The organism is Variovorax paradoxus (assembly GCF_024734665.1).
Taxonomy (GTDB): Bacteria; Pseudomonadota; Gammaproteobacteria; order Burkholderiales; family Burkholderiaceae_C; genus Variovorax.
The window spans coordinates 5289303-5311107 of the sequence record NZ_CP102931.1 but is presented as its reverse complement, the minus strand read 5'-3'; the positions used below and the strand labels follow the sequence as shown (position 1 = coordinate 5311107).

General features: G+C 64.2%; 17 protein-coding genes. 12 read left to right on the top strand and 5 right to left on the bottom strand.

Annotation, left to right across the window (positions count from 1 at the left end):
* Positions 1-12 precede the first annotated feature (12 nt).
* Positions 13-939, bottom strand: coding sequence for a LysR family transcriptional regulator (locus tag NWF24_RS25110; protein ID WP_258350919.1), 927 nt, complete (start codon positions 937-939; stop codon positions 13-15).
* A 155-nt stretch (positions 940-1094) separates the two neighbouring features.
* Between NWF24_RS25110 and NWF24_RS25105 the strand changes: the two genes are divergently transcribed.
* The 6 genes from NWF24_RS25105 to NWF24_RS25080 all read left to right on the top strand — a co-directional run bounded on the left by NWF24_RS25105 (position 1095) and on the right by NWF24_RS25080 (position 7995).
* Positions 1095-1991: a transporter substrate-binding domain-containing protein gene (locus tag NWF24_RS25105; protein WP_258350917.1), complete on the top strand. Its 897-nt coding sequence runs from the start codon at positions 1095-1097 to the stop codon at positions 1989-1991.
* Positions 1992-1994: 3 nt separating this feature from the next.
* Complete coding sequence (locus NWF24_RS25100; protein ID WP_258350916.1) at positions 1995-3287, top strand: aminotransferase class V-fold PLP-dependent enzyme; 1293 nt, start codon at positions 1995-1997, stop codon at positions 3285-3287.
* Between the two features lie 74 nt (positions 3288-3361).
* Positions 3362-4486, top strand: a complete 1125-nt coding sequence (locus NWF24_RS25095; RefSeq protein WP_258350915.1) for a hypothetical protein — start codon at positions 3362-3364, stop codon at positions 4484-4486.
* Positions 4487-4523: 37 nt separating this feature from the next.
* Complete coding sequence (locus tag NWF24_RS25090) at positions 4524-5777, top strand: toxic anion resistance protein (protein WP_258350914.1); 1254 nt, start codon at positions 4524-4526, stop codon at positions 5775-5777.
* Entirely contained in the window at positions 5774-7366 is a 1593-nt protein-coding gene (locus NWF24_RS25085; protein ID WP_258350913.1) for a vWA domain-containing protein, read from the top strand. The genes NWF24_RS25090 and NWF24_RS25085 overlap by 4 nt, the downstream gene beginning before the upstream one ends.
* Positions 7366-7995, top strand: coding sequence for a hypothetical protein (locus tag NWF24_RS25080; RefSeq protein ID WP_258350912.1), 630 nt, complete (start codon positions 7366-7368; stop codon positions 7993-7995). Before NWF24_RS25085 ends, NWF24_RS25080 begins: the two co-directional genes overlap by 1 nt.
* 22 nt (positions 7996-8017) lie before the next feature.
* On the opposite strand, the gene NWF24_RS25075 is transcribed toward NWF24_RS25080, so the two are convergent.
* Positions 8018-9673: a SulP family inorganic anion transporter gene (locus tag NWF24_RS25075; RefSeq protein WP_258350911.1), complete on the bottom strand. Its 1656-nt coding sequence runs from the start codon at positions 9671-9673 to the stop codon at positions 8018-8020.
* Between the two features lie 131 nt (positions 9674-9804).
* On the opposite strand from NWF24_RS25075, the gene NWF24_RS25070 reads away from it, so the two are divergent.
* The 3 genes from NWF24_RS25070 (at position 9805) to NWF24_RS25060 (ending at position 15584) form a co-directional block, all read left to right on the top strand.
* The gene (locus NWF24_RS25070; protein ID WP_258350910.1) at positions 9805-10425 is read left to right on the top strand and encodes a DUF4337 domain-containing protein; all 621 of its coding nucleotides are present in this window, start codon (positions 9805-9807) and stop codon (positions 10423-10425) included.
* A 591-nt stretch (positions 10426-11016) separates the two neighbouring features.
* A complete protein-coding gene (locus tag NWF24_RS25065; RefSeq protein WP_258350909.1) occupies positions 11017-15207 on the top strand; it encodes an RHS repeat-associated core domain-containing protein in 4191 nt (1396 codons plus the stop codon).
* Positions 15195-15584: a hypothetical protein gene (locus NWF24_RS25060; RefSeq protein WP_258350908.1), complete on the top strand. Its 390-nt coding sequence runs from the start codon at positions 15195-15197 to the stop codon at positions 15582-15584. The genes NWF24_RS25065 and NWF24_RS25060 overlap by 13 nt, the downstream gene beginning before the upstream one ends.
* Before the next feature lie 126 nt (positions 15585-15710).
* Here the strand turns inward: NWF24_RS25060 and NWF24_RS25055 are convergent, their stop codons facing one another.
* The 3 genes from NWF24_RS25055 to NWF24_RS25045 form a co-directional block, all read right to left on the bottom strand.
* The gene (locus NWF24_RS25055; RefSeq protein WP_258350907.1) at positions 15711-16025 is read right to left on the bottom strand and encodes a hypothetical protein; all 315 of its coding nucleotides are present in this window, start codon (positions 16023-16025) and stop codon (positions 15711-15713) included.
* A gap of 269 nt (positions 16026-16294) precedes the next feature.
* Positions 16295-17203, bottom strand: coding sequence for a class I SAM-dependent methyltransferase (locus NWF24_RS25050; protein WP_258350906.1), 909 nt, complete (start codon positions 17201-17203; stop codon positions 16295-16297).
* A gap of 123 nt (positions 17204-17326) precedes the next feature.
* On the bottom strand, positions 17327-18775 hold the full coding sequence (locus NWF24_RS25045; RefSeq protein WP_258350905.1) for an aminotransferase-like domain-containing protein: 1449 nt from the start codon (positions 18773-18775) through the stop codon (positions 17327-17329).
* A 152-nt stretch (positions 18776-18927) separates the two neighbouring features.
* Between NWF24_RS25045 and NWF24_RS25040 the strand changes: the two genes are divergently transcribed.
* From NWF24_RS25040 to NWF24_RS25030, 3 genes are read left to right on the top strand one after another with little or no spacing between them, the layout of a single operon-like run.
* Positions 18928-20127: a pyridoxal phosphate-dependent aminotransferase gene (locus NWF24_RS25040; RefSeq protein ID WP_258350904.1), complete on the top strand. Its 1200-nt coding sequence runs from the start codon at positions 18928-18930 to the stop codon at positions 20125-20127.
* A 46-nt stretch (positions 20128-20173) separates the two neighbouring features.
* Positions 20174-20896, top strand: coding sequence for a transporter substrate-binding domain-containing protein (locus tag NWF24_RS25035; RefSeq protein ID WP_258355348.1), 723 nt, complete (start codon positions 20174-20176; stop codon positions 20894-20896).
* Between the two features lie 11 nt (positions 20897-20907).
* Entirely contained in the window at positions 20908-21792 is an 885-nt protein-coding gene (locus tag NWF24_RS25030) for a PhzF family phenazine biosynthesis protein (protein ID WP_258350903.1), read from the top strand.
* Positions 21793-21805: the final 13 nt, after the last annotated feature.

The window sequence follows — 21805 nt, the reverse complement described above, 5'->3', positions numbered from 1 at the left end:
TCTCGCCCGCGATCAATCCCGCACCGACTCCTCATCCGCCTGCGCCTGGAACATCCGAGTGAAGTCGCAGCATTCCTGCGCCAGCATCACGATGGACGAAGTGAGCGCGCTGCGGTGTTCGCCCTTGTGCATCGCCACGTAGCGCACCACCGGCAAGGCTGGCGTCACGTCGATCACCGTAAGCATGCCCGCCGCCACCAGCGGCTGCAGGCACTCGCGCGGCAGGTAGCTCACGCCCAGCCCCGATACCGTGAGCCCGGTCAGCGCCACCAGGTTGCTCACCACGATCACGTTGGCGGGCTGCACGCCTTGCTCTTTCATCCACGCGTCGTAGGCGCGGCCCGTGCCCGAGTTGTTGCCCTGCACCAGCATGCGGTGTCGCGCCAGTTCGTGCAGCCGCACGGTGCTGCCGTTGGCTGGCACCACGCCGGGCTTGCACATCCACGCGCTCTTCACCTGGCCGATGACCTTGTGCGGCAGGCGCGAGTCGGCAAAGGTGTCGGGCACGATGACGAGGTCGAGCTCGTCGGCCAGCAGCTTGTCGCGCAGTTGCAGGCTGTCGTCCACGTCGGGCTCGAGGATCACCTTGGGGTAGTGCTGCTGGATGAGTCCGACCAGCCGCGGCAGCCACGTCATCGCGGTCAGCTCGGTCACGCCGACGCGGATACGGCGTTCCACCACGCCGGGCTTGCCGAACTGCTCGACGGCGGCGTCGCGCTGCTCCAGCAGCTTGCGGGCGAGCACGAACATCTCTTCGCCCTTCTCGGTGAGCCGCGCGGCGCGCTGGCTGCGGTCGAACAGTTCGGTGTCGAACAGCTGCTCCAGCTCGTGCACCCGCTTGGAGATGGCCGACTGCGAGGTGTTGAGCTGGTTGGCTGCCTGCGCGAAGCCGCCGAGCCGGGCGATCCAGTACAGGGCTTCGAGTTGCTTGAAGGTCATCACGGTGCGTTGCTCCTGTGAAGGCTGGCCGAAAGAACGCTTTTATTCATGCAATTCGATCACAAAAAATCGCTTTTAGAAATTCATCGCGAAGCCGAAGATTCGCCAAAACCAACGCGTTCGACCAACGTCATCGACTCTTCAAGGAACTCTCCATGGACTTCAAGAAACTGCCCCTCGCGCTCGGACTTGTCTTTGCCTTCACCTGCGGCGCCGCCAGCGCCCAGGACGGCGGCACGCTGCAGAAGATCAAGGAGAGCGGCACGATCCAGATCGGCGCGCGCGACAGCCAGATCCCGTTCTCGTACAAGCTCAGCGCCGACAGCGCACCCATCGGCTTCACCAACGACATCTGTCTGAAGATCGTCGATGCGGTGAAGGCCAAGCTGGGCCTGGCCAAGATCGAGGTGCGCTACACCATGCTCAATTCGACCAACCGCATTCCGCTGCTGCAGAACGGCACCGTCGACCTCGACTGCGCCACCACCACCAACACCACGCAGCGCCAGCAGCAGGTCGACTTCGCGCCCAGCCATTTCGTCACCAACATCACCGCCGCGGTGAAGAAGGCTTCGGGCATCAATGCACTGGGCGACCTCAACGGCAAGAACGTGGCTACCGTCTCGGGCAGCACCTCGATCCAGCTGCTGCGCGGCGCGCGCAAGAGCGGCACCATCGAAGTGAACGAGATCGCCGGCAAGGACACTTCCGACGGCTTCCTGCTGTTGTCCACCGGCCGCGCCGACGCCTATGTGCTCGACGACGTGCAGCTCGCCGGCATGATCGCCAGCGCGACCAACCCGGGCGACTACAAGATCCTGAAGGAATCGCTGCGCCAGGAGCCCTACGGAATCATGCTGCGCAAGGACGACCCGCAGTTCAAGGCGCTGGTCGACGAGACCGTCACGGGCCTCATGAAGTCGGGCGCCATCGAGCAGCTCTACAGCAAGTGGTTCCTCTCGCCGATCCCGCCGAAGAACGCGAACCTCAACTTCCCGATGACGGACGCGGTGCGCGAGATCTACAAGAACCCGAACAACAAGGGCGTCTGAGCGATGACTCTCCAGCTTCCTGATCTCGACCGCGGCCAGGCTTTTTCCGATGCGCTGATGCGCGAGGTGAAAGCGCGCTTCCTGCAGGTCGACCATGACCACCACGGCCGCGAGCGCCTGTACTTCGACAACGCCGGCGGCTCGTTCCGCCTGAAGGCCGCGGTCGAGCGCTTCGCGCAGGTCGATGCCATTCCCGACAACGCTGAGCGCATCCACGCCACGGCCGTCGAGCTGCAGGACATCCAGGCCAAGGGCAGCGCCGACCTGCGCACCATCCTCAACGCCACGGGCGGCAGCGTGTACGCCTCGTTCAGCGCCTCGGGCGCCATGTTCGACATGGTGCGCGCCATCGCCGAGAACGTGCCGGGCACGAACATGGTCACCACTGTGCTCGAACACCCGTCGGCCTTCGATGCGATGAGCCTCTACGCCCAGCGCCTGGGCCGCGAGCTGCGCGTGGCGCAGAGCAACCCCGTCACCGGCGGTGTGGACGTGGAAGAGATCGTGCGGCTGGTCGACAAAGACACTTGCCTGCTCAACGTGATCTATGCGTCGAACATCTCCGGCGCCAAGCTCGACATGGCCCAGATCGTGCGCCGCGCGCGCGAGATCAAGCCCGACCTGTACATCCTGGTGGACGCCGTGCAGCACGCGCCGCACGGCCTCATCGACCTGCAGAAGACGCCGGTGGACGGCATCAACCTCGCGCCCTACAAGTTCTTCGGCTGCCGGGGCTCGGGGCTCTCATGGGTGTCCGAGCGCGCGGCCGTGCTGCCGCACCACAAGCTGGCGGGCAAGAAGCCCGACTACTGGGACCTGGGCAGCGCCGCACCGTGGCAGTTCGCGGTGCTCACCGAGATCGTCGACTACGTTTGCTGGCTTGGTGGCCACTTCAGCGATGCCACCGACCGCCGCGCATTGTTCGTCGCGGGCATCACGCACATCGAGCTGCACGAGCGCGCGCTGCTGGCGCTGCTGCTCGACGGCAACGCGAACGCCACCGGCATGCGCGAGATGAGAGGCGTCAACGTCTTCCTCGACCACGAAGACCTGACGAAGCGCGACCTGATCCTGGGCATCGGCTTCGACCGCATCGACTGCACGCAGGCAGTGGTCGAGTACGGCAAGCGCGGCGTGACCGTCTACGAGCGTGTGGCAATCAGCATCTACTCGAAGCGCATGCTCGAATCCTTCGGGCTCGCGGGCACCGTGCGGGTGTCGCCGCTGCATTGCAATTCCGTCGCCGACATCGAGAAATTCCTGCGCATCACCCAGGAAATAGCCACCGACATCTGACTGTCACAAACCGTCATATTCGGTAGTTAGCATGTTTCTCGACCCCCGCTCACAGGGGGCGAGGAGCATGAGATTTGGAAATCCGCAAGCTGATCGCACCAGCGCTGGCCGTCGTCCTGCTGGCCGCGGTCGGGTCCGGCGTCTGGTATTCGAACACCCGCCTGCACGATGAATCGGCCACCGCCGCCGCTGCGCGCATCGAGCAGCAGAAACAGGTCACGCTGCGCGGCCTGATCGGCTCAGAAAAAGAAACCTTCTTCGCCGACCCGCGCGTGCAGAAGGCGCTGGCCGCGCAGGGCATCACAGTCACCGTCGAGAAGGCCGGCTCGCGCGCCATTGCCAGCCGCTACGACGCCAGCAAGTTCGACTTCGGCTTTCCCTCGGGCGCGCCCGCTGCGGCGCAGCTCAAGACGCTGGCCAAGGCTCCGAATGTCTTCAATCCGTTCTACACGCCCATCGTGCTGGCCAGCTGGCGGCCGATTGCGGAAATTCTCGTGGCCAACGGCATCGCGCAGAAGCAGGGCGACTTCTACTACGTGGTCGACCTGCCGGGCCTGATGGCCATGATCGAGAAGGGCACGCGCTGGAAAGAGCTCAAGGCCAGCAGCGCTTTCTCCACCAGCAAGTCGCTGCTCATCAACTCGACCGACGTACGCACCTCCAACTCGGCGGCGATGTACCTCGCGCTGGCGAGCTACCTCGCCAACAGCCAGCAGATCGTGCAGAGCCAGGAAGACGTGGACCGCGTCATGCCCGTGGTTGCGCCGCTCTTCCTGCGCCAGGGCTTCCAGGAGCAATCGTCGGCCGGGCCGTTCGAAGACTACCTGGCGCTCGGCATGGGCAAGGCGCCGCTGCTGGTGGCCTACGAGTCGCAAATGATCGAGTTCTGGCTCAAGAACCCCGACCGCCTCAAGAGCGACATGGTGCTGCTCTACCCCAAGCCCACCGTCTACTCCAAGCACGTGCTGGTGCCCTACACGCCCGGCGGCGCGCGGCTCGGCGCGGCACTGGAGAACGACCCGGCCCTGCGTGAGCTCGCACACGAATACGGCTACCGCACCGGCGGCGACACCAAGGGCCCCGAAACCTGGGCCGCGCGCGGCGTGAAGGTGCCTGACGTGCTGGTCGACGTGATCGACCCGCCGAGCTTCGAGTGGCTCGAACGGATGACCACGGGCATCGAAGCCCGCTTCAAGTGAACGAACCGAACGAATGAACGAATCAAGGAACGACCTCATGAACGCGCCTGTCACCGCAACCACCACCACCGCAACAGCCCCCGCGCCCATCGACCTGCAGCCACCGCAGGCCTTCACGCTCGAACCGCCCGCGCCCGTCGCCCTGGTGCCGGTCGAGTCGGCCAGCGGCAAGGTACGGCTGAAGCCTGAGGACGTGGCCGAGCTCGACGCGCAGGTGGCGCGCTTCATCGACGACATCACCGCGCACGACAGCCAGCATCCGCAGTTCAAGGAAGCGGTGGAGCGCATCCACTCGATGGGCAACAAGGACATCGAGGCCTCTGCATCGGTCTCCAACCGCATGCTCGACCGGCCCGTGGGTTCGCTGCGCAACGGACTGTTCGACAAGGGCGCGCAAATCGGCCAGTCGCTGATCGACCTGCGCCACCAGGTGGAAGACCTCGACCCCTCGAAGCAGGGCGACCTGTTCTCGGCGCGCAAGCTGCTCGGCATCATTCCGCTGGGCAACAAGCTGCTCGCTTACTTCGAGCGCTACCAGTCGTCGCAGACGCACCTGAACGCCATCATCGAATCGCTCAAGCGCGGCAAGGACGAGCTGCTGCGCGACAACACCGCCATCGAGCAGGAAAAAGTCAACCTCTGGACGCTGATGGAACGGCTCGAGAAATACGTGCACATCGGCAAGGCCCTTGATGGCCAGCTCGACGCCAAGGCCCGTGCGCTGGAAGCCACCGACCCCGAGAAGGCCCGCGTGATCCGCGAGGAAATGCTTTTCTATTCGCGCCAGAAGGTCACCGACCTGCTCACGCAGCTCGCGGTGAACATCCAGGGCTACCTCGCGCTGGACATGATCCGCAAGAACAACCTGGAGCTGATGAAGGGCGTGGACCGCGCCACCACCACCACTGTGGCCGCGCTGCGCACCGCCGTGATCGTCGCGCAGGCGCTGTCCAACCAGAAGCTGGTGCTCGACCAGATCAGCGCGCTCAACGCCACCACCGGCAACCTCATCGCCAGCACCAGCGAGATGCTGCGCGACCAGAGCAGCGCCATTCACCAGCAGGCCGCCTCCAGCACCATCGAGATCGCCAAGCTGCAGCAGGCCTTTGCCAACATCTACCAGACCATGGACACGATTGCCGACTTCAAGAGCAAGGCGCTTGACTCCATGCAGACCACGGTGGACACGCTGACGAATGAAGTTGCGAAGAGCCGCACCTACCTCGACCGCGTGCGCCGCCAGGAAACGACCGAGGCGCTGCAGTCGCCGCGCGGCGAGGTTGCGCTGTGAGCTTGCTGCCCTGGTTGACGCGGCTGTTCGCACTGGCTGCCCTGGCACTGGGCCTCGCTGCATGCGGCAAGGAAGAGCCGCCGCAGGCGATGAATGCAGCGCCGGCTACGGCGTCCACCGCGACCTTCACCATCCTCGCGGGCTCGGAGCTCAAGGACCTCGAAGCCCCCATCGTCGCAGCCGCAAAGGCAGCCGGTGTGGACGTGAAGCTCTCGTACGCTGGCACGCTCGACATCGTCGAGCGCATCAACGCTGGCGAGCGCTTCGACGCCATCCTGCCGCCCAACGGCGCGTATCCTGCGCTTGCGCTGCAGACCAAGCCGCTGGCGCGCGACAAGCTCTTCTATTCGCGCATTGCGCTCGGCGTAAAGAGCGCCAAGGCCGTGCAGCTCGGCTGGAACAAGAAGCCGCCAGGCTGGGCCGAAATCGCGAAGGCCGCGGGCGCAGGCCAGCTGCGCTACGGCATGACCAACGCCACCAGCTCCAACACCGGCATGAGCGCGTTGTTCGCGGTGGCCTCCGCGCTGGCGGGCAAGACCGAAGACCTGACCGCGCAAGACGTGGACGAGAAAACGCTGAAGGCCTTTCTCTCCGGCCAGAAGCTCACCGCCGGCAGCTCGGGCTGGCTGGCCGACGCCTACATCAAGGACCCGTCCGCCATCGACGCGATGGTCAACTACGAAGCCGTGATCCTGCGTGCCAATGAGAAGCTGCCCGCCGCCGACCAGCTCACGCTGATCTACCCGCGCGACGGCATGATCTCGGCCGACTACCCGCTGATGCTGCTCAACGCCGACAAGCGCGAGGCCTACACCCAGCTCGTGGGCACGCTGAAGGCCGCGCCGTTCCAGCGCGATGCGCTGTCGGCCGCGTTCCTGCGCCCCGCCAACCCCGAGGTTGCCGCCGCCGGCGCCTTGCCTACCGCCGCCGTGGCCGAGCTGGGCTTTCCCAACCGCCTGGAGGTGATCGATGCGGTGCTCGGCACCTACCAGTCGAAATGGCGCAAACCCGCCACCTCGATCTTCGTGCTCGACCTCAGCGGCTCGATGGCGGGCAAGCGGCTGGCCTCGATGCGCGAGGCGCTCAAGCTGCTCTCGGGTGCTGACGAAGCCACCACCGCCAGTGCCCGCTACAGCGCCTTCCAGAGCCGCGAGCGCGTGGTGCTGATCACTTTCTCCACCGAGGTGCAGGAGCCTGTGTGGGTGCGCTTCGACGCCGACCGGATCGACGCGGCCCGCGCCACGCTGCGCCAGCAAGCCGACGCGATGACGGCCAACGGCGGCACGGCCATCTACTCGGCGCTCGCTGCCGCCGAAGAAGTGGCGCGCAAGGAACAGCAGCGCGAGCCCGATCGCTTCGTGAGCATCGTGCTGCTGACCGACGGCGAGAACAACGCGGGCCTGAAGCCGCACGAGTTCCGCGACCGCTACGCGGCGGGCGGCCTGCCAGCGCGCATCTTCCCCATCCTCTTCGGCGAGGCGAACGTGAGCGAGATGCAGCAGATCGCGCAGCTCTCCGGCGGCCGCGAGTTCGACGGCCGCAAGCTGCAGCTGGGGCAGGTGTTCAAGGAAATCCGGGGCTACCAGTGATGCCGGAGCGCTCGCTCAAACTGCGCGCGCTGCTGTTTCTCTACGGCAACGGCAACATCCTGGGCTGCGCGCTGGCACTGCTGGGGCCGGCGCTGCTGTTCGCTGGCGTCATCGACAGCGGGTGGCTGCTGATCACCGCCGGCCTGTACGTGGCCGGCTGGCTGCTGGGCCGCAGGGCACCCGAACTCGAACGCCGCATCGAAGACAGCCTCAGCGTCGAGCAGACGCTGGAGCGCCTCGACCGCGTGGTCGCGCAGGCGCAGCCGCACCTCACCGAAGACATGCGCAAGAGCCTCGACAACGTGCGCGGCTCGGTGGGCGAGGTGCTGCCGCGCCTCGTCGGTACGGGCTCGCATGGCGATGACCTGTTCACCGTGCGCGAGACCGTGCTGCGCTACCTGCCCGAAACCCTCGCCAACTACGTTGCGCTGCCGCCGGCCTTCCGCATCACCCATGCCGTGAAAGACGGCAAGACCGCGCGCCAGCTGCTCGGCGAACAGCTGGGCCTGCTCGATGCCAAGCTGCGCGAGATCGTCGCCAACGTGGCTTCGAGCGACGCGGCCGCGCTGGTGGCCAACGGGCAGTTTCTTGAGAAGAAGTTTCGCCAGCCGGACTTCCTGGCGGGCTGAAGCGCCTGTAGCCCAGGCTCGTTCAGGCGGCAACCTGCGGTTGCACCGCGTCGTCCACACTCCAAGGCGCGTAAACGTCGGCACGCAAATCGGGCGAGTTCACCTTGGCCAGCAGATCGCGCACGTCGTCCTTCACGCGCGCCAGCGACAGGCGCGCACCGCGCACGCGCACATAGGCCGCGAAGTCGCACAGCGCCTCGATGCTCGTCGCGTCGAGGTCGGCCGACTCTTCCAGGCTCAGCACCATGCGCTGCAGCCCCGGCGTCGCGTCGATGCGCGCGCGGATCGATGCGAACACCGCATCCGCATTGCCGAAGAACAGCGGCACGTCGGGCCGCGCGATCAGCACGCCCGGCGGCACCACGGCCTCGGGGTGGCGTGCCGTGTCGACAAAGTCGTGGCTCTGGCCCAGCCGGCCGAGCCAGCTCACGGTCGTGCGCGAGAAGCCGCGAAGCAGCAACAGCAGGCTTACTCCGATGGCCGCCAGCAACCCGTTGAGCACGCCCAGCAGCAGCACCGCGGCAATCGCCACCAGCGCCACCAGCCGGTCGCGCCGCCACTGGAAGTACGGCCGCAGCGCCGCCGGGCTCAGCGTGTGGCTCACCGCGTGGATCACGATGGCCGCCAGCAGCGGCTCGGGCGTGTGCGCGATCCACGGCAACAGCGTGAGCACCGCCACCAGCACCACCAGCCCTGCCACGATGCCGGCCGCGCGGCTCCTCGCACCGGCCGATTCGTTGGCCGACGTGGCCGAGTAGCCCGCGCCCACCGGCATACCCTGGAACAGCGCCGACAGAAGGTTCGCGCCACCGAGCGCCAGCAGGTCGCGGTTGGCCGACACGTTGTCGCCATGGCGCATCGCGAAGGTGCGAATCGAACCGTAAGACTCGGCATAGAGGATCAACGCCATCGCGAAGGCCAGCCCGCCAAGGTTCTGCCACTGCGCGCGGTCGAGCTGCGGCACGGTCGGGTGAGAGAAGTCGAGCGAGATCGGCCCCACCGCCGCCACGCCCCAGGCGTGGCACAGGCCGCTCACGTCGAGCACGATGCCGGCCACGATCACCAGCAGGGCTGCCGGCACCGCACGCCAACGTGCCAGGCCGCGCAGCAGCACGAGCGCGACAAGCGCCATCGCTGCGCCTGCAAGATTCCAGTGCCGCCATTCGGCCACCAGCCCCGCGGCGAGGCGGAAGAAATCGCTGTGCGCCGGCTGCACCGCCAGCACCTTTGGCAACTGCTTGACCACGATGGTCAGCGCCAGCCCCAGCGCGAAGCCGCGCAGCACCGGCTTGGCAATAAGGCTCGACACCGCGCCGAGGCGGGCGATGCCCGCGATGACGAAGAACACACCGGCCAGCAGCACGATGCCCGCACCCAACGCCAGCCGCGTGGCCGCATCGACACCCGTCACCGACATCGTGGCCGCGAACAGCACCGCGGCGGAAGACGAAGTGGCAGAGACGATCGCGAAGCGACTGCTGCCGAAGAGACCGTAGACCAGCAGGCCCGCGAACAGCGCGATCACACCGGCCTGCGGCGGCAGCCCGGCGATGCCTGAGTACGCCACCGCCTCTGGCAGCAACAGGCCCGCGATGGAGACACCCGCCACGACGTCGGCGAGGCCAGGACGGCGGGGGGCTTTCGAGGGCGTCGGCATCGGGGGAGTTTCGGCGGTCATGGGCAAGTTTGTTGTTGTCGCTTCATGCTGGCAATGGGTAGCGGACCGGAACCTGACGGCGCAGGGAGATAACGTCGCGCGACCGTGCATACTCTCGCGCGCCCTAAAAACCATATTTCAGCAAGGATCCCATGTCAGGACACGGCTTTCACGTGCACGGCCCGCACGACCACGAACTGGAACACGCTGCATCAGGCGGCCATGGCAGCGGCCATGACGACACAGCAGCAGCGCATTCCGGCGGCATGAGCATGACGAGCAAGATCGCGGTGTGCACCGCCGTGATCGCCACCGTCGGCGCGATCTTCTCGTATATGGGCGGGGCCACGCAGGCCAACGCCGGCCTCTACAAGAACAACGCCGCCATCAAGAAGACCGAGGCTTCGAACCAGTGGAATTACTTCCAGTCGAAGAGCACCAAGCAGGCGCTGGCTGAGTTCGCGCGCGACACCGCTACCGACGACGGGCGCAGGCAAGGCTGGCAGGCCAAGGTGACGCGCTACGAGCAAGAGAAGACCGACATCCAGACCGAGGCGAAGAAGCTGGAGGCGGAGGCGAGCCGATGGGACGCACAGTCGGATGAGCAGATGCATCAGCATCATCGGTGGGCTCAGGCTACTACTGTGTTGCAGGTTTCGATTGCGCTGGCTGCTATTGCGTTGCTGACGAAGAAGAAGTGGCTTGAGCGGGCGATGTTTGGTGTGGCGGTGGCGGGGCTTGTGGTGGGTGGGTTGGCGGCGTTTCACGTTTAGGGGTGGCGGCGTGGGCCGAATGTGCGCGCGGCCATGCTGCATGACGCTGGCGGCAGAGTTCGTCCCTACGTGCCATCAAGCTGTCGTTGTCTGTGTGCAGGCTCTCGGCTAGGTTGAAATAGCTTGTATGGAGTGTGCTGTTTGGCAGCCTGCGTCACCTGAGGGGGTGACCGTTCAAGAGAAATTCTGATCATTGCGGCCTATGAGGCGCTGGCCTTGGCTGCTCAGACACGTAAACGAGAAAGCATGAGGGAGCGCGCGATGAAGGGCTGGAAGGCGTTTTGGTGTACTCGAGTTTTGTCGAGTCGTCGTGTACATCGCGTGTCCCGGTGGCTGTACGGAGCAGCAGCGATCCTTTTCATGCCGCTTTTTTGCATGTGGTCGCCCGTTGCTTCGGCTTATGTGCCTTACCTGACGGGATACCGCCTCGATATCGGGGCGTGGCACCCACTGTCGGCATCGCCAGAGCAAGCCTGCGAGGTTGGATCGAAGGCCTGGCTAGGAGATCCTTCTCGCTACCTGTCATCGACTATCGGATCCGATGCGAGGTGCTCGTTGCTGTATGTCATGACAAATGCCATCGAGAACACGATGACGTTTATCGTTTCAGAGGTTTCCACTGGCCAGTGCCCCAACAACAGCATAGAGGAGCAGGCAAACGGCGGTGGGACAGCATGCCAATGTAGGCCCGGCTTTCTGGAAAACGCTGGTGCTACGGTCTGCGAGGCTGCTGCCCCCGAGCCTGAACAGCTAGTCGGTCAATCGTGCAAGGCGCCTGCAGCCGGTCTGCGGACGCGATTCCCCATTACGCCTGCATCTGCAGAAAAGTACCGCTTTGAACTTGACTGGGCCGACTCCGGTCCCGCTCCCCTGTCTCTGACTCGCACCTACCGCAGCAGCTGGGGAAATGACGTCTCACGGCCCGACGGCGAGTTCGGCCGCGTGTGGGCTCACAACCACGCCATCCGCCTCAAGCTGACCCCCATCAACTTACCGACCGCAGCCGCCATTGCTGACCCCGAAGGCTACGTGCGCAGCTTCATCAAGGCGGCAGGCACCTCGACCTGGAGCGCCACCAACAGCGCCGATACCCTGGCCGAAATCGGAGGCGCCTGGCTCTACAAGCGTGCTGATGATGACTCCGTCATAGCCTTCACCGCCGACGGCAAGCCTCAATCCAAGACGGAGCGCAACGGCTCCATCACCACATACGGTTATGACGGTGCTGGACACCTCGCCGCCGTTAGCAACCCCTTTGGGCGCACCTTGGTCTTTTCGTATGCCAACGACAAGTTGGCATACGTCACTACACCCGATGGCCGCATCATCGGCTACACCTACGATGCTTCGGGTCGTCTGGTCACTGTGGCGTACCCCGACGGCAAGAGCCGGTCCTTCCTCTACGAAAACAGCACCTACCCGCAGGCCCTCACCGGCATCCTTGACGAGGCCGGCGCGCGATGGGGCACGTTCAGCTACGACAGCCAGGGCCGAGCCATCGTCAGTGAACTGGCCGGCGGCGTCTCGCGCTACCAGGTCAGCTACCCTTCCAGTCGCTCGGCTAATGTGGTCGATCCGCTCAACACCAGCCGGGGCTACGGCTACAGCATCACCAAGGGCAAGCTGGCCGTGACGGCTGGCAGCCTCCCCTCCGGTGAAGGCGAGTCCGATGCCGCCAGCCGTGTGCAAGATGCCAACGGCCTCGTCACCAGTGAGACCGACTTCTTGAGCTTTCGCACGGACTATGTATGGGACACGGCCCGCCGCCTGCCCACCAGTGTCACTGAAGCCGTTGGCACCGATGCGCGCACCACCACGACTCAGTGGCATTCATCCTTTGGTCTACCCTCACTGGTCACCGAGCCCGGCCGCACAACTGCCTACACCTACGACGCCGTCGGCAATGTCCTGACCCGGACTGTCGCCGACACAGCCACCAACAAGGCCCAACTCTGGCAATGGACCTACAACGCATCGCAACTGGTCGATACGACCACAGAGCCCAATGGCGCGGTCACCAGCTACACCTACGACACCCGGGGTAACGCCCTCACATCGACGAATGCGCTGGGCCACTCCACCAGCTACACCTATGACAACGCCAACCGCGTCGTCAGCTCGACAGCCCCCAACGGCCTCGTCACCACCTACACCTACGACCAGCGCGACCGCCTGCTGACTCAATCCGTCGGCGGCCAGACCACTGTCCTGACCTACAAGCCCTATGGCACCGTCGAGACCGTGTCGTTGCCCACGGGCCTCGTCCTGACGTATGCCTACGACGCAGCCCACCGCTTAGTGGGTTGGAGCAACAACCGAGGCGAGAGCGGCACCTACACCCTGGACGGCATGGGCAACCGCACCGCCGAGCAAATCAAGGACAGCGCCGGCAACGTCGCCTGGAGCGTGGCCCGCACGGTCAACAACATCAATCGTCTCTCAGGCAAGACCGAAGGCGCGAACCAGAGCAACACCTTCGGCTACGACGCCAACGGCGAGCTGATTGCCCAGACCAACGGCCTGAACCAGAGCACGCAGTACGGCCTGGACAACCTGCGCCGCGTCAAGAGCGTGACTGACGCGGCCAGCGCCAGCGCCACCCTCAAGTACAACGCCCTGGACGCCGTCACCGAAGCCAAGGACTTCAAGGGCGTGGCCACCGCCTACACCCGAGACGCCCAAGGCAACGCAACAACCGAGAGCAGCGCCGATACAGGTGGAGCCAGCACCCAGTACGACAACCTGGGCCTGCCCAGCCAGATCACCGACGCCCTGGGCCAGGCGACCACCATCACCCGCGACGCCCTGGGCCGCCCCATTGGTCTGGTCTTCGCCGACGGCAAGACCACCACCCTGCGCTACGACCTCACGGCCAACAGCAAGGGCTATCTGTCCGAGATCGTCGACCGCAGCGGCACCACCGAGTACACCCGCGACACCTTCGGCCGCGTCACCCTCAAGAAGCAGACCCTGGCCAACGGAAGCATCCAGCAGGTCAGCTACACCTACAACCCCAACGGCACGCTGGCCAGCATCGGCTACCCCAACGGCGGCGGCGTGCTCACGCACACCTACGACAGCACCGGCCGCCTGACAGGTCTGAGCCTGAACGGCAACCCGCTGGTCACCGGCATCGCCTGGAACCCGCTGGGCCAGCCCACGGCGTGGAGCTGGGCGTTCTCCAGCCCCTCCATCGCAGCCAGCCGCACCTACGACACCGCAGGCCGGCTGACCGCCACCGAGTTCAGCAGCTACACCTATGACGCAGCCGGGCGCATCACCAGCCTGACGCAGAACCTCTACCAGCCCGGCGACACCGATCCGACCCACAGCACCATCGCCAATGCCAACGTCACCTGGAGCGTGGGCTACAGCGCCGTGGGGCGCATCGTGAGCTTCAACGCCACGGGCAACACGGCAGGCTTTGGCTACGACGCCAACGGCAACCGCAACAGCAGCACCCGGGCACTCAATGGCACGAGCACCAACCGCACCTACACGGTGGGGTCAGCAAGCAACCAGCTCACGGGCTTCAGCCAGACCATCAACGGCGCGAGCAGCACGAGCGTCACCTACGGCTACAACGCCAACGGCGACCTCCTGACGGATGGCCTGCGCAGCTACACCTACGACGCCGAAGGGCGGCTGGCGGCTGCGACGACGGGTGCGACCGATGTCAGCCCGACCACGCGCTATGCGCACAACGCGCTGGGGCAGCGGGTGTTCAAGACCGAGCCGCTGTATCCGCCCAGCCAGGGCGACGAGGCCGACCCGGGCTTCATGCAAAGCCTGATCGCGTTCTTCACGAAGCTGTGGAGCCCGAGCACGACACAGGCGGAGCAACTGGGCTACGCCTATGTCTACGATGAGCAGGGCACGCTGATCGCCGAGGTGGGCAGCGGGGGCACGAACAGTGCGGGGCAGAGTCAGTACATCTACCTGCCGACGGGCAATGGGCCGATGCCGGTTGCGGCCATCGTCAACGGCGCCACGTTTGCAGTGCACAGCGATCACCTGAACACGCCGCGAAAGTTGACGAACGCAGATGGCCAAGCAGTCTGGCAGTGGAGCTACAGCGCGTTCGGGGAGGACAAGCCGACGCTGGCGAGGTACCGGTTCGCCAACACTGAAACAACACCGAACCCGGGCACCACGAGCATCTCGGAGGTGAAGTTCAACCTGCGGTATCCGGGGCAGTATGCGGATGAGGAGTCAGGTCTCAGCTACAACTACTTCAGGAGCTATGACAGCAGGACGGGGCGGTACAGCCAGCCGGACCCGATTGGGCTCGACGGAGGGTGGAATCGGTTCGGATATGTGGATGGCAATCCGTTGATCTTCACGGATCCAGTGGGCCTGCTTCACGGAGTACCTATGGAAGAGGTCCCTATTCTGGTGCCAGAACCACTCCCGCCTGTCAACGATCCGTGCGTACAAAAATTTCTCCGTGACAACTACGGCGATGCATGGACCAAGGCGATCAACTTTGGCAATTTGCAGCAGTATCTTCCCGTTGCCAACCCGGATGCCTATGGAGCCCTCAAGGAGGGAATGAAGATCGGCGCAGAAAAAGCGCTTGTCGCAAAAGGCCCTGGAATTGCTGGCAACGCGCTCATGAAAGCCAATCCCGGAAACCTTTCATTGGGATATTCGCTTGGGTCTAAGCTGGCAGGGTTCTCGGGCGTCGTGTCGGGAATTGCTGAGGTTGGAGGAGCATTCCTGATGCCCTTTGGCTCTGTTGCAATGATTCAGGCGAGAGAGGCGTGCTCATGCAAAAAATGAAAGCCAATCTAGTTGGATTGGTGGTTTTGAGCATACTGGTGGCAATTACATCGCTGTTGGTGCCGAGCACTGAGGTTGCGAAGCCGATGTGGATCTTCGCCTATGCCCTGTGGGTGGTCTGTGCCTTGTTTGTCTGGCATCACAAACTCGCACCCGATCAACCAAGGCGGTGGCTCTTGATGGCGGTGGGCTCGGTCGCAGGTGCGGCCTTGTGGTTTGGATTCGCGAATCTCGTCTCTCGCATCGCATTTGGAGTCGACGAGCCTGGCCTGTCTAGACTCTTTGATGTCGGCGTAGCGCTCATGATTGCGCCCGGTCTTGCTTTCATAGCCATTGCGGGTTGGGCGCGTGCTTTGTTTATGGCCTCTGCAACATAGTTTGCTTTGTTGAATTGCATTGGGTTGCTCGGCCGTCTGAGCAACGTTTTGATGCTGTCGATAAGTTTCCGGTGACGGTCGTCCTTTTGGACTGATGTAGCCGTGCATCGATAACCTAGAAGGCGTTCATCGCGCACTGCCTTCGCTCAGGGCAACGCGCAACGACTGCATCGTAGCGTCGGCTGCTTTGATCCGCCGCTGCAGTTCCTCATTGACCACCCGCACCAGCGCGCTGAGTTCGGTGCGGGTCGGATAAACCTCTTCCGTGTCATTCACGCCCTGTGGAACGATGAGTTTCTCGAGGCCCGCATACGCACGTTGCACGGCATGAAGACTGTCGATGTCATCGCATGCTTGCAGCGCAAGCGATTCAACGCTGGCGGCTTCAGAAGGTTCGGGAACTGAGGTGACGTGCGCGGACGCGCGAGCGGATGCAGCCATGAATGGCCTCCAAGTGATTGCGGTTTGCTGAAACCGACGCACTCAACGCCAATTGAGGGCGGCAGCTCGACGGGTTGGCGTACCGGGCAATCACTTGCGTGAAACCGGCAGGGCGCGAGCCCTCCCGTCGAGCCGCCAAAACTGGAGGCACGAACGACAAAGCCGCAGACCCTGCGGGGAAACTGCGGCTTGTGTCGCAGTGATTGCACGGGACGCCAATCCCGATCACGCCTGTTTTCGACGTGACGGGCGCAGTATAGCCACGCAGGTCAGGCGCGTATGACCCGCGCGTGCGCGATGTGCGCGGCGCCAACCGGCTGCAGGCCGTTGAGTCCCTGTAGGTCGTAGCGCGCAACGGCCTTGTGACCATCGAGGTCCTCCAACAACTGCAAGCCGGTGTCCATCAACAGCGCTTTCAGGTTCGCAGGATCGAAGCCGGACATGAAGGCCTCACCAACGGCGGACACTTCTTCGCGCAGCTTGCGAAAGGCCTCGTTGTCCGCATCCGCATGCCGGTCATCGAGCACGGCCTCATCGATGTAGGTGAAGACCAGTTCGCTATCTGCCGACGAGGTGCACGTGGCGATGGCGCGCAGCGCGGCCAGATTGGCCTCGCGCGGCAGGTACACAGTCACGCCGAGCCACGAGAAGAACGCAGGCCGGGTCGCGTCGAAGGGCGAGCGGGCCAATGCCGCGCCGAGACTTTCCACGGACAGGTCCGCCTCGATGAAATGCACCGATGCCGACTCAGCCACGCCGCAGGCCTGCAGGCGCTGGCGCTTCAGTTGCTGCGTGGCGGGGTGGTCGACTTCGTACACCGTCAATCCTTCAGCCCATGCGGGGCGGCGGCACACGAAGCTGTCGAAGCCCGCGCCGACGATCACGTACTGCCCGACACCCCTGGCGACGGCCGCCTGCAGGGCGTCTTCCGTGTAGCGCGATCGCAGGACGACCTCGGCATACGCCGCGTTCGCACGCAGCGCGGCGTCGAGCGCATCGCCGTGAGGGGCTGAATCGAACTGCGCCTGCGCCCGCTCGCGGAAAGCGGCCCGCACGGTCTCCGGCACAAGTCGGTCTCCCCACGGGTCATCCAGCAGTGGGGCGGGGTCGCTGCGTGAGTGAATGGCTCGCATCAGCGAGGTTGCTAGGGCGGTGCGGCTGGCTTGCGATGGATTCACTGAAGGGGCTCCGGCGTTGAAAGGGCGTGGAGTGTCCGCTGCTGCGGCGCGTCTGTACAGTCAGTGCATTGTTCTAAACAGGTGCTTGCCTTGCACGAAATGGTTGCGCTCCTCAGCCATCGATCACCGATCAAGCAGCGCCCGCGCAAGCCGCCCCAGCCGCCGTACACCAGCGTCGATCCGCTCGGTCCAGGCGTGCCCCGCGCTCAGCCGCAGGCAATTGCGAAAGCGCCGGCTTGCAGAGAACACGTCGCCGGGCGCAAAGCAGATGCCATGCTCCAGCGCTTCTTCGAACAGCGCGCGCGAGTCGAACTGCTTTGGAAGCTCAAGCCAGAGCATGAAGCCGCCAGCGGGCCGGCTCACTTTTGTCTCAGCCGGAAAACTGGCTTCTATCGCACGCACCATGCGCGTGAGGTTTTCCTCGAGGATGCGCCGAATCCGGCGCAGATGAATGTCATAGGCGTTGCTCGCCAGGAACTCCGCGACCGCGAGTTGCGGCAGGACCGGGCTGCAAAGACTGAACGCCAGCTTGCGTTCCATCACCTGCTGCGAATAGGCATCAGGCACGATCCAGCCGACCCGGTATCCCGGCGCAAGGCTCTTCGAGAAGGAGCTGCAGTAGATGACCCTGTTGGCGCTTTGAGCCAGCGCGATGAATGGCTTGGGCCGGTCGCGGCCGAAGTGGATGTCGCCGTAGACGTCGTCTTCGATCAAGGGGATAGAGTGTTCCGACAGCAGCGCAAGCAGCGACCTCTTGTCTGCTTCAGCCATCGCGGACCCCAATGGATTGTTGAAGCTCGACGAAAGCACGCAGGCCGCTACTGGCTCTTTTCCGAGCAGGCGCGCCAGCGCCGCGATGTCGACGCCACGAGTTGGGTCCGTCGGCAGTTCCAGTGCCTTCAGGCCCAGAACCTCGAGGGTGTGCAGTAGCCCGAAGTAGGTGGGTGATTCGACGGCTATCGTGTCGCCCGGCTTGGCCACGGCGCCGAGTGCGAGCGTCAGCGCCTCGGTGCAACCACTGGTGATGAGCACGTCGTCCGGAGAGAGTGCATGTCCGATGCGCATTGACCGCTTCGCGATCTCGCGGCGCAGGCTGGGCTCGCCGCGCGGCGGGCTGTAGACGTTGTGGCGCGAGCCGTGCTGGCGCGCCATGCGTGCGAGCGTGAAGTCGAGCCGCTGCGACTGCAGCAAGCCCGCATCGGGCACTGCGCATCCGAGCGGAACGAGCGACATGTTCGAGGCGTGCTCGAGCAAGGTTGCAACAACACCGCTGATCGAAACGGTCGATGCCCTCGCGCGAGGCCGGGAGGTGGAAGGCAGGGCGAATGCTGCATGGCGCGCATTCGAAACGTAGAAGCCCGACTGCGGCCTCGCCACAAGAATCCCCTGGTCCTCGAGCATGCGATATGCCTGCAGCGCAGTCGCAATGCTGATCCGATGCTGCTCGCTGATGGCGCGAACGGACGGAACGCGCATCCCTGGGGAAAGCGCGCCGTTGTCGATCATGTCGACGATGAGGTCGGCCAACTGCTCGTATCGGTAGGGTGCGTGCACGTCCATGGTTGCGCTCATCGTGAAGACGAGTGCGATTGTCGATTGCATGAGTGCGCTTTGCCAAGCGAACTGTGCTGGTCGAAAAAGCGAAAAACTGTGGCTGTTGCGGTTGCCTCCTGCTCGATACGATTCGCCCGTCCCAGTATTGAAAACGGGATCGAGGCGAAAGAATGACAGCTGTTCAAGAGAGTCTTGCCGATGGCCGGCGAGCCAACCTGCGAGAGGTAACTCCTTCGGTATGGCGTGGAAGGTTTCCCTACAACGAGATCATTTCTCTTCTCGATGTGAACCGTCCGTTCAACCTGGCGGAAAGCACGTCGCAGGACCTGAGCTTCGGCGAGTTGCTGGACTTCCCCGGCCTGGAAAACATTCGCGATCTGAAGCTTGGCTACGGCACGTCTGCCGGTGCACTCGCTCTTCGCCAGGAGATCGCGGATGCCTGCAAGGTTTCGGCAGAACACGTCATCACGACGCAAGGCACGGCGCTGGGGCTTTTCCTGCTTGCGTTCGAAGTCTGCCGTTCCGGCGACGAGGCGGTGCTGGCGACACCGTGCTTTCCGCCCAGCCGCGACTGTCTCCTGGGGGCCGGCGTGACCGTACGCGAGGTGAAGCTTTCGTTCGAGAGCGGCTACCGCTTGGACCTGAATCAGATCGAGGCGAATCTGACATCGAAGACAAAGCTGGTGAGCATCGCCTCTCCCCAGAACCCGAGCGGTGTTCGAACCTCTCGCGCTGATGTAGAGAAGCTCCTCGGATCGATGGAGCGCCTGTCTCCGCACGCGCTGCTTTTCATCGACGAGACCTATCGCGAGGCCACTTACGGAGACGACACAGCGGCCGAGAGTTTTGCAAGTCTCGATCCGCGCGTCGTGACCGGTGCGTCTGTTTCAAAGGCGCTCGGCGCGCCGGGGCTGCGGACCGGTTGGCTCACGGTTGCGGACGCCGAGCTCAGGTCACGCCTCACGATCGCGAAGATGAACACCGTGATCTCCGGATCGGTTCTCGACGAAACACTCGCTGCGGCGTTGTTGCGCCACAGGGAAAGGGTGCTCGTGCCGAGACGCCGGCTTCTTGCCGGCGCCCTGCAGGAACTGTCGGATTGGTGCCAAGGCGAGCACAGCCGCATCGAGTGGATAAGACCGGAGGGCGGCGCGCTGTGCTGCCTCAGGCTGCGCGCCGATGCGCTCGACGATGCCGCCGTCTCGCGCTTCTGGAGCCTGCTGCCTCAGCACGACTTGCAGCTTGCGTCGGGCAAGTGGTTTGGCGAAAGCGACAGGGTGTTCCGGCTGGGCTTCGGGTATCTGCCTCCAGCGCGTCTGGGGGCGGCGTTGGCCGCTCTTTCGTCGAGCCTCGACGCCGTTGCAGAGTGATCGACACATGAGCCGTGTGTTTCCCTTCAAGAAAGTCGAGCAAAGCATGAAAGTACGAATCGCATACATCGAGGAGCCACCTTTCTACTGGACAGGCCCGGATCGAACGGCGACCGGGGCAGACATCGAACTGGCCAATGTGGTGCTTCGAGCGATCGGGGTTTCGAGCATCGAGCACCACCTGACCTCTTTCGAAGAACTCCTGCCCGGTGTGCAGGAAGGACGCTGGGACATGAACGTGCCGATCTTCGTGACGCCCGAGCGCGCCAGGAAAGTCACGTTCAGCGAGCCGGTCTGGGCAATCGGAGATGGGTTCCTGGTTCCGCGCGGAAATCCGAAGGCGTTGACGGGCTACCAGGCAATCGCGTCCCACCGCGATGCCCGCTTGGGCGCCGTCGTCAGCACCGTGCAGATCGATTCGGCAAAGTCTTCGGGTGTCGCTGAAGACCGGATCGTGACGTTCAAGGATCAGCCTGCCGCTGTTGTCGCACTCCTGGCGGGGAAGATCGACGCATACGTGAGCACCACGGTCGGCAGTCGCGTTCTTGCAGCGACCCACAAGAACCTGGAGATGGTTGCGAATGAAAATAGCGCGGGCGGACGGCTCCCTGTCGGGGCCTTCTCGTTCAACAAGAACAACCTGGAACTCGTACAGGCGGTGAACAGGCAACTCCGGGCTTATCTGGGCACAACCGACCATCGAGCCCGGATGGCAAGGTACGGTATCGAAGCGACAGAAATCGATGGCGTAGTCGCGAGCGAGCGATAGGAAGCGGAATCATGAAAAGATCCTACAGAGTGGTCGATGTCTTCACCTCCAGGCCTTTCCTGGGCAACCCGGTTGCGGTGGTCCTCGACGCCGAGGGGCTCGATACCGGCGAGATGCAGGCCATCGCGGGCTGGACCAATCTGTCGGAGACGACCTTCGTGCTTCCGCCCTTGTCGGGGGAGGCCGACTATCGATTGCGGATATTCACTCCACGCAGCGAGCTTCCCTTTGCCGGTCATCCCACGCTCGGCAGCGCTCATGCGGCGCTGGAGGCCGGACGTGTCGTGCCGCGCAGCAGTGGGCGATTGATTCAGGAGTGCAGCATCGGCCTTGTCGAACTGACTGTTGCGCAAACAGGTGACGACCGCCGCCTGAGCTTCGCGCTGCCACCGGCAAGGTTGGACGCCTTGGGCAAGGCAGATCTGGCAGAGCTGGAGTCGATTCTCGGAAGCAAGCTGAAGATTGAACCGGCCATCGTGAATGTGGGGCCGGTCTGGCTCATCGCACACATGGACGATGCGGGCAGCGTCATCGGCTTGCATCCGGATCTTGCGAGGCTGGCAGACCTCGAGCGCCGCCTGGGCGTTACGGGTCTGACAGTGTTCGGACCGCATCAGGCCGGAGATGCCGCAATAGAAGTTCGCACCTTTGCGCCTTCGTGCGGCGTGACGGAAGACCCCGTGTGCGGAAGCGGCAACGGCAGCGTGGCCGCATTCCTGTGGGCGCGAGGCCTGTTGCCCGCCGATGGAAAGGACTACCTTGCGACCCAGGGGCGCTGTGTCGGTCGGGATGGACGCATCGAAGTGAACGTGGATGCGGGCGGGCGCATTCGCATCGGCGGTTCTTGCGTCACATGTGTCGAAGGCTCGATAGTGGGATGCGAGCTGGGCGCATGACAGGTACGATTTC

Bases quoted from the DNA above. Each gene is read 5' to 3' on its own strand.
- NWF24_RS25075 (WP_258350911.1), bottom strand. From the start codon at position 9,673: ATGACCGCCGAAACTCCCCCGATGCCGACGCCCTCGAAAGCCCCCCGC.
- NWF24_RS25035 (WP_258355348.1), top strand. From the start codon at position 20,174: ATGAAAGTACGAATCGCATACATCGAGGAGCCACCTTTCTACTGGACA.
- NWF24_RS25055 (WP_258350907.1), bottom strand. From the start codon at position 16,025: ATGGCTGCATCCGCTCGCGCGTCCGCGCACGTCACCTCAGTTCCCGAA.
- NWF24_RS25045 (WP_258350905.1), bottom strand. From the start codon at position 18,775: ATGAGCGCAACCATGGACGTGCACGCACCCTACCGATACGAGCAGTTG.
- NWF24_RS25100 (WP_258350916.1), top strand. From the start codon at position 1,995: ATGACTCTCCAGCTTCCTGATCTCGACCGCGGCCAGGCTTTTTCCGAT.
- NWF24_RS25030 (WP_258350903.1), top strand. From the start codon at position 20,908: ATGAAAAGATCCTACAGAGTGGTCGATGTCTTCACCTCCAGGCCTTTC.
- NWF24_RS25110 (WP_258350919.1), bottom strand. From the start codon at position 939: ATGACCTTCAAGCAACTCGAAGCCCTGTACTGGATCGCCCGGCTCGGC.
- NWF24_RS25080 (WP_258350912.1), top strand. From the start codon at position 7,366: ATGCCGGAGCGCTCGCTCAAACTGCGCGCGCTGCTGTTTCTCTACGGC.
- NWF24_RS25065 (WP_258350909.1), top strand. From the start codon at position 11,017: ATGACGTTTATCGTTTCAGAGGTTTCCACTGGCCAGTGCCCCAACAAC.
- NWF24_RS25070 (WP_258350910.1), top strand. From the start codon at position 9,805: ATGTCAGGACACGGCTTTCACGTGCACGGCCCGCACGACCACGAACTG.
- NWF24_RS25040 (WP_258350904.1), top strand. From the start codon at position 18,928: ATGACAGCTGTTCAAGAGAGTCTTGCCGATGGCCGGCGAGCCAACCTG.
- NWF24_RS25090 (WP_258350914.1), top strand. From the start codon at position 4,524: ATGAACGCGCCTGTCACCGCAACCACCACCACCGCAACAGCCCCCGCG.
- NWF24_RS25105 (WP_258350917.1), top strand. From the start codon at position 1,095: ATGGACTTCAAGAAACTGCCCCTCGCGCTCGGACTTGTCTTTGCCTTC.
- NWF24_RS25060 (WP_258350908.1), top strand. From the start codon at position 15,195: ATGCAAAAAATGAAAGCCAATCTAGTTGGATTGGTGGTTTTGAGCATA.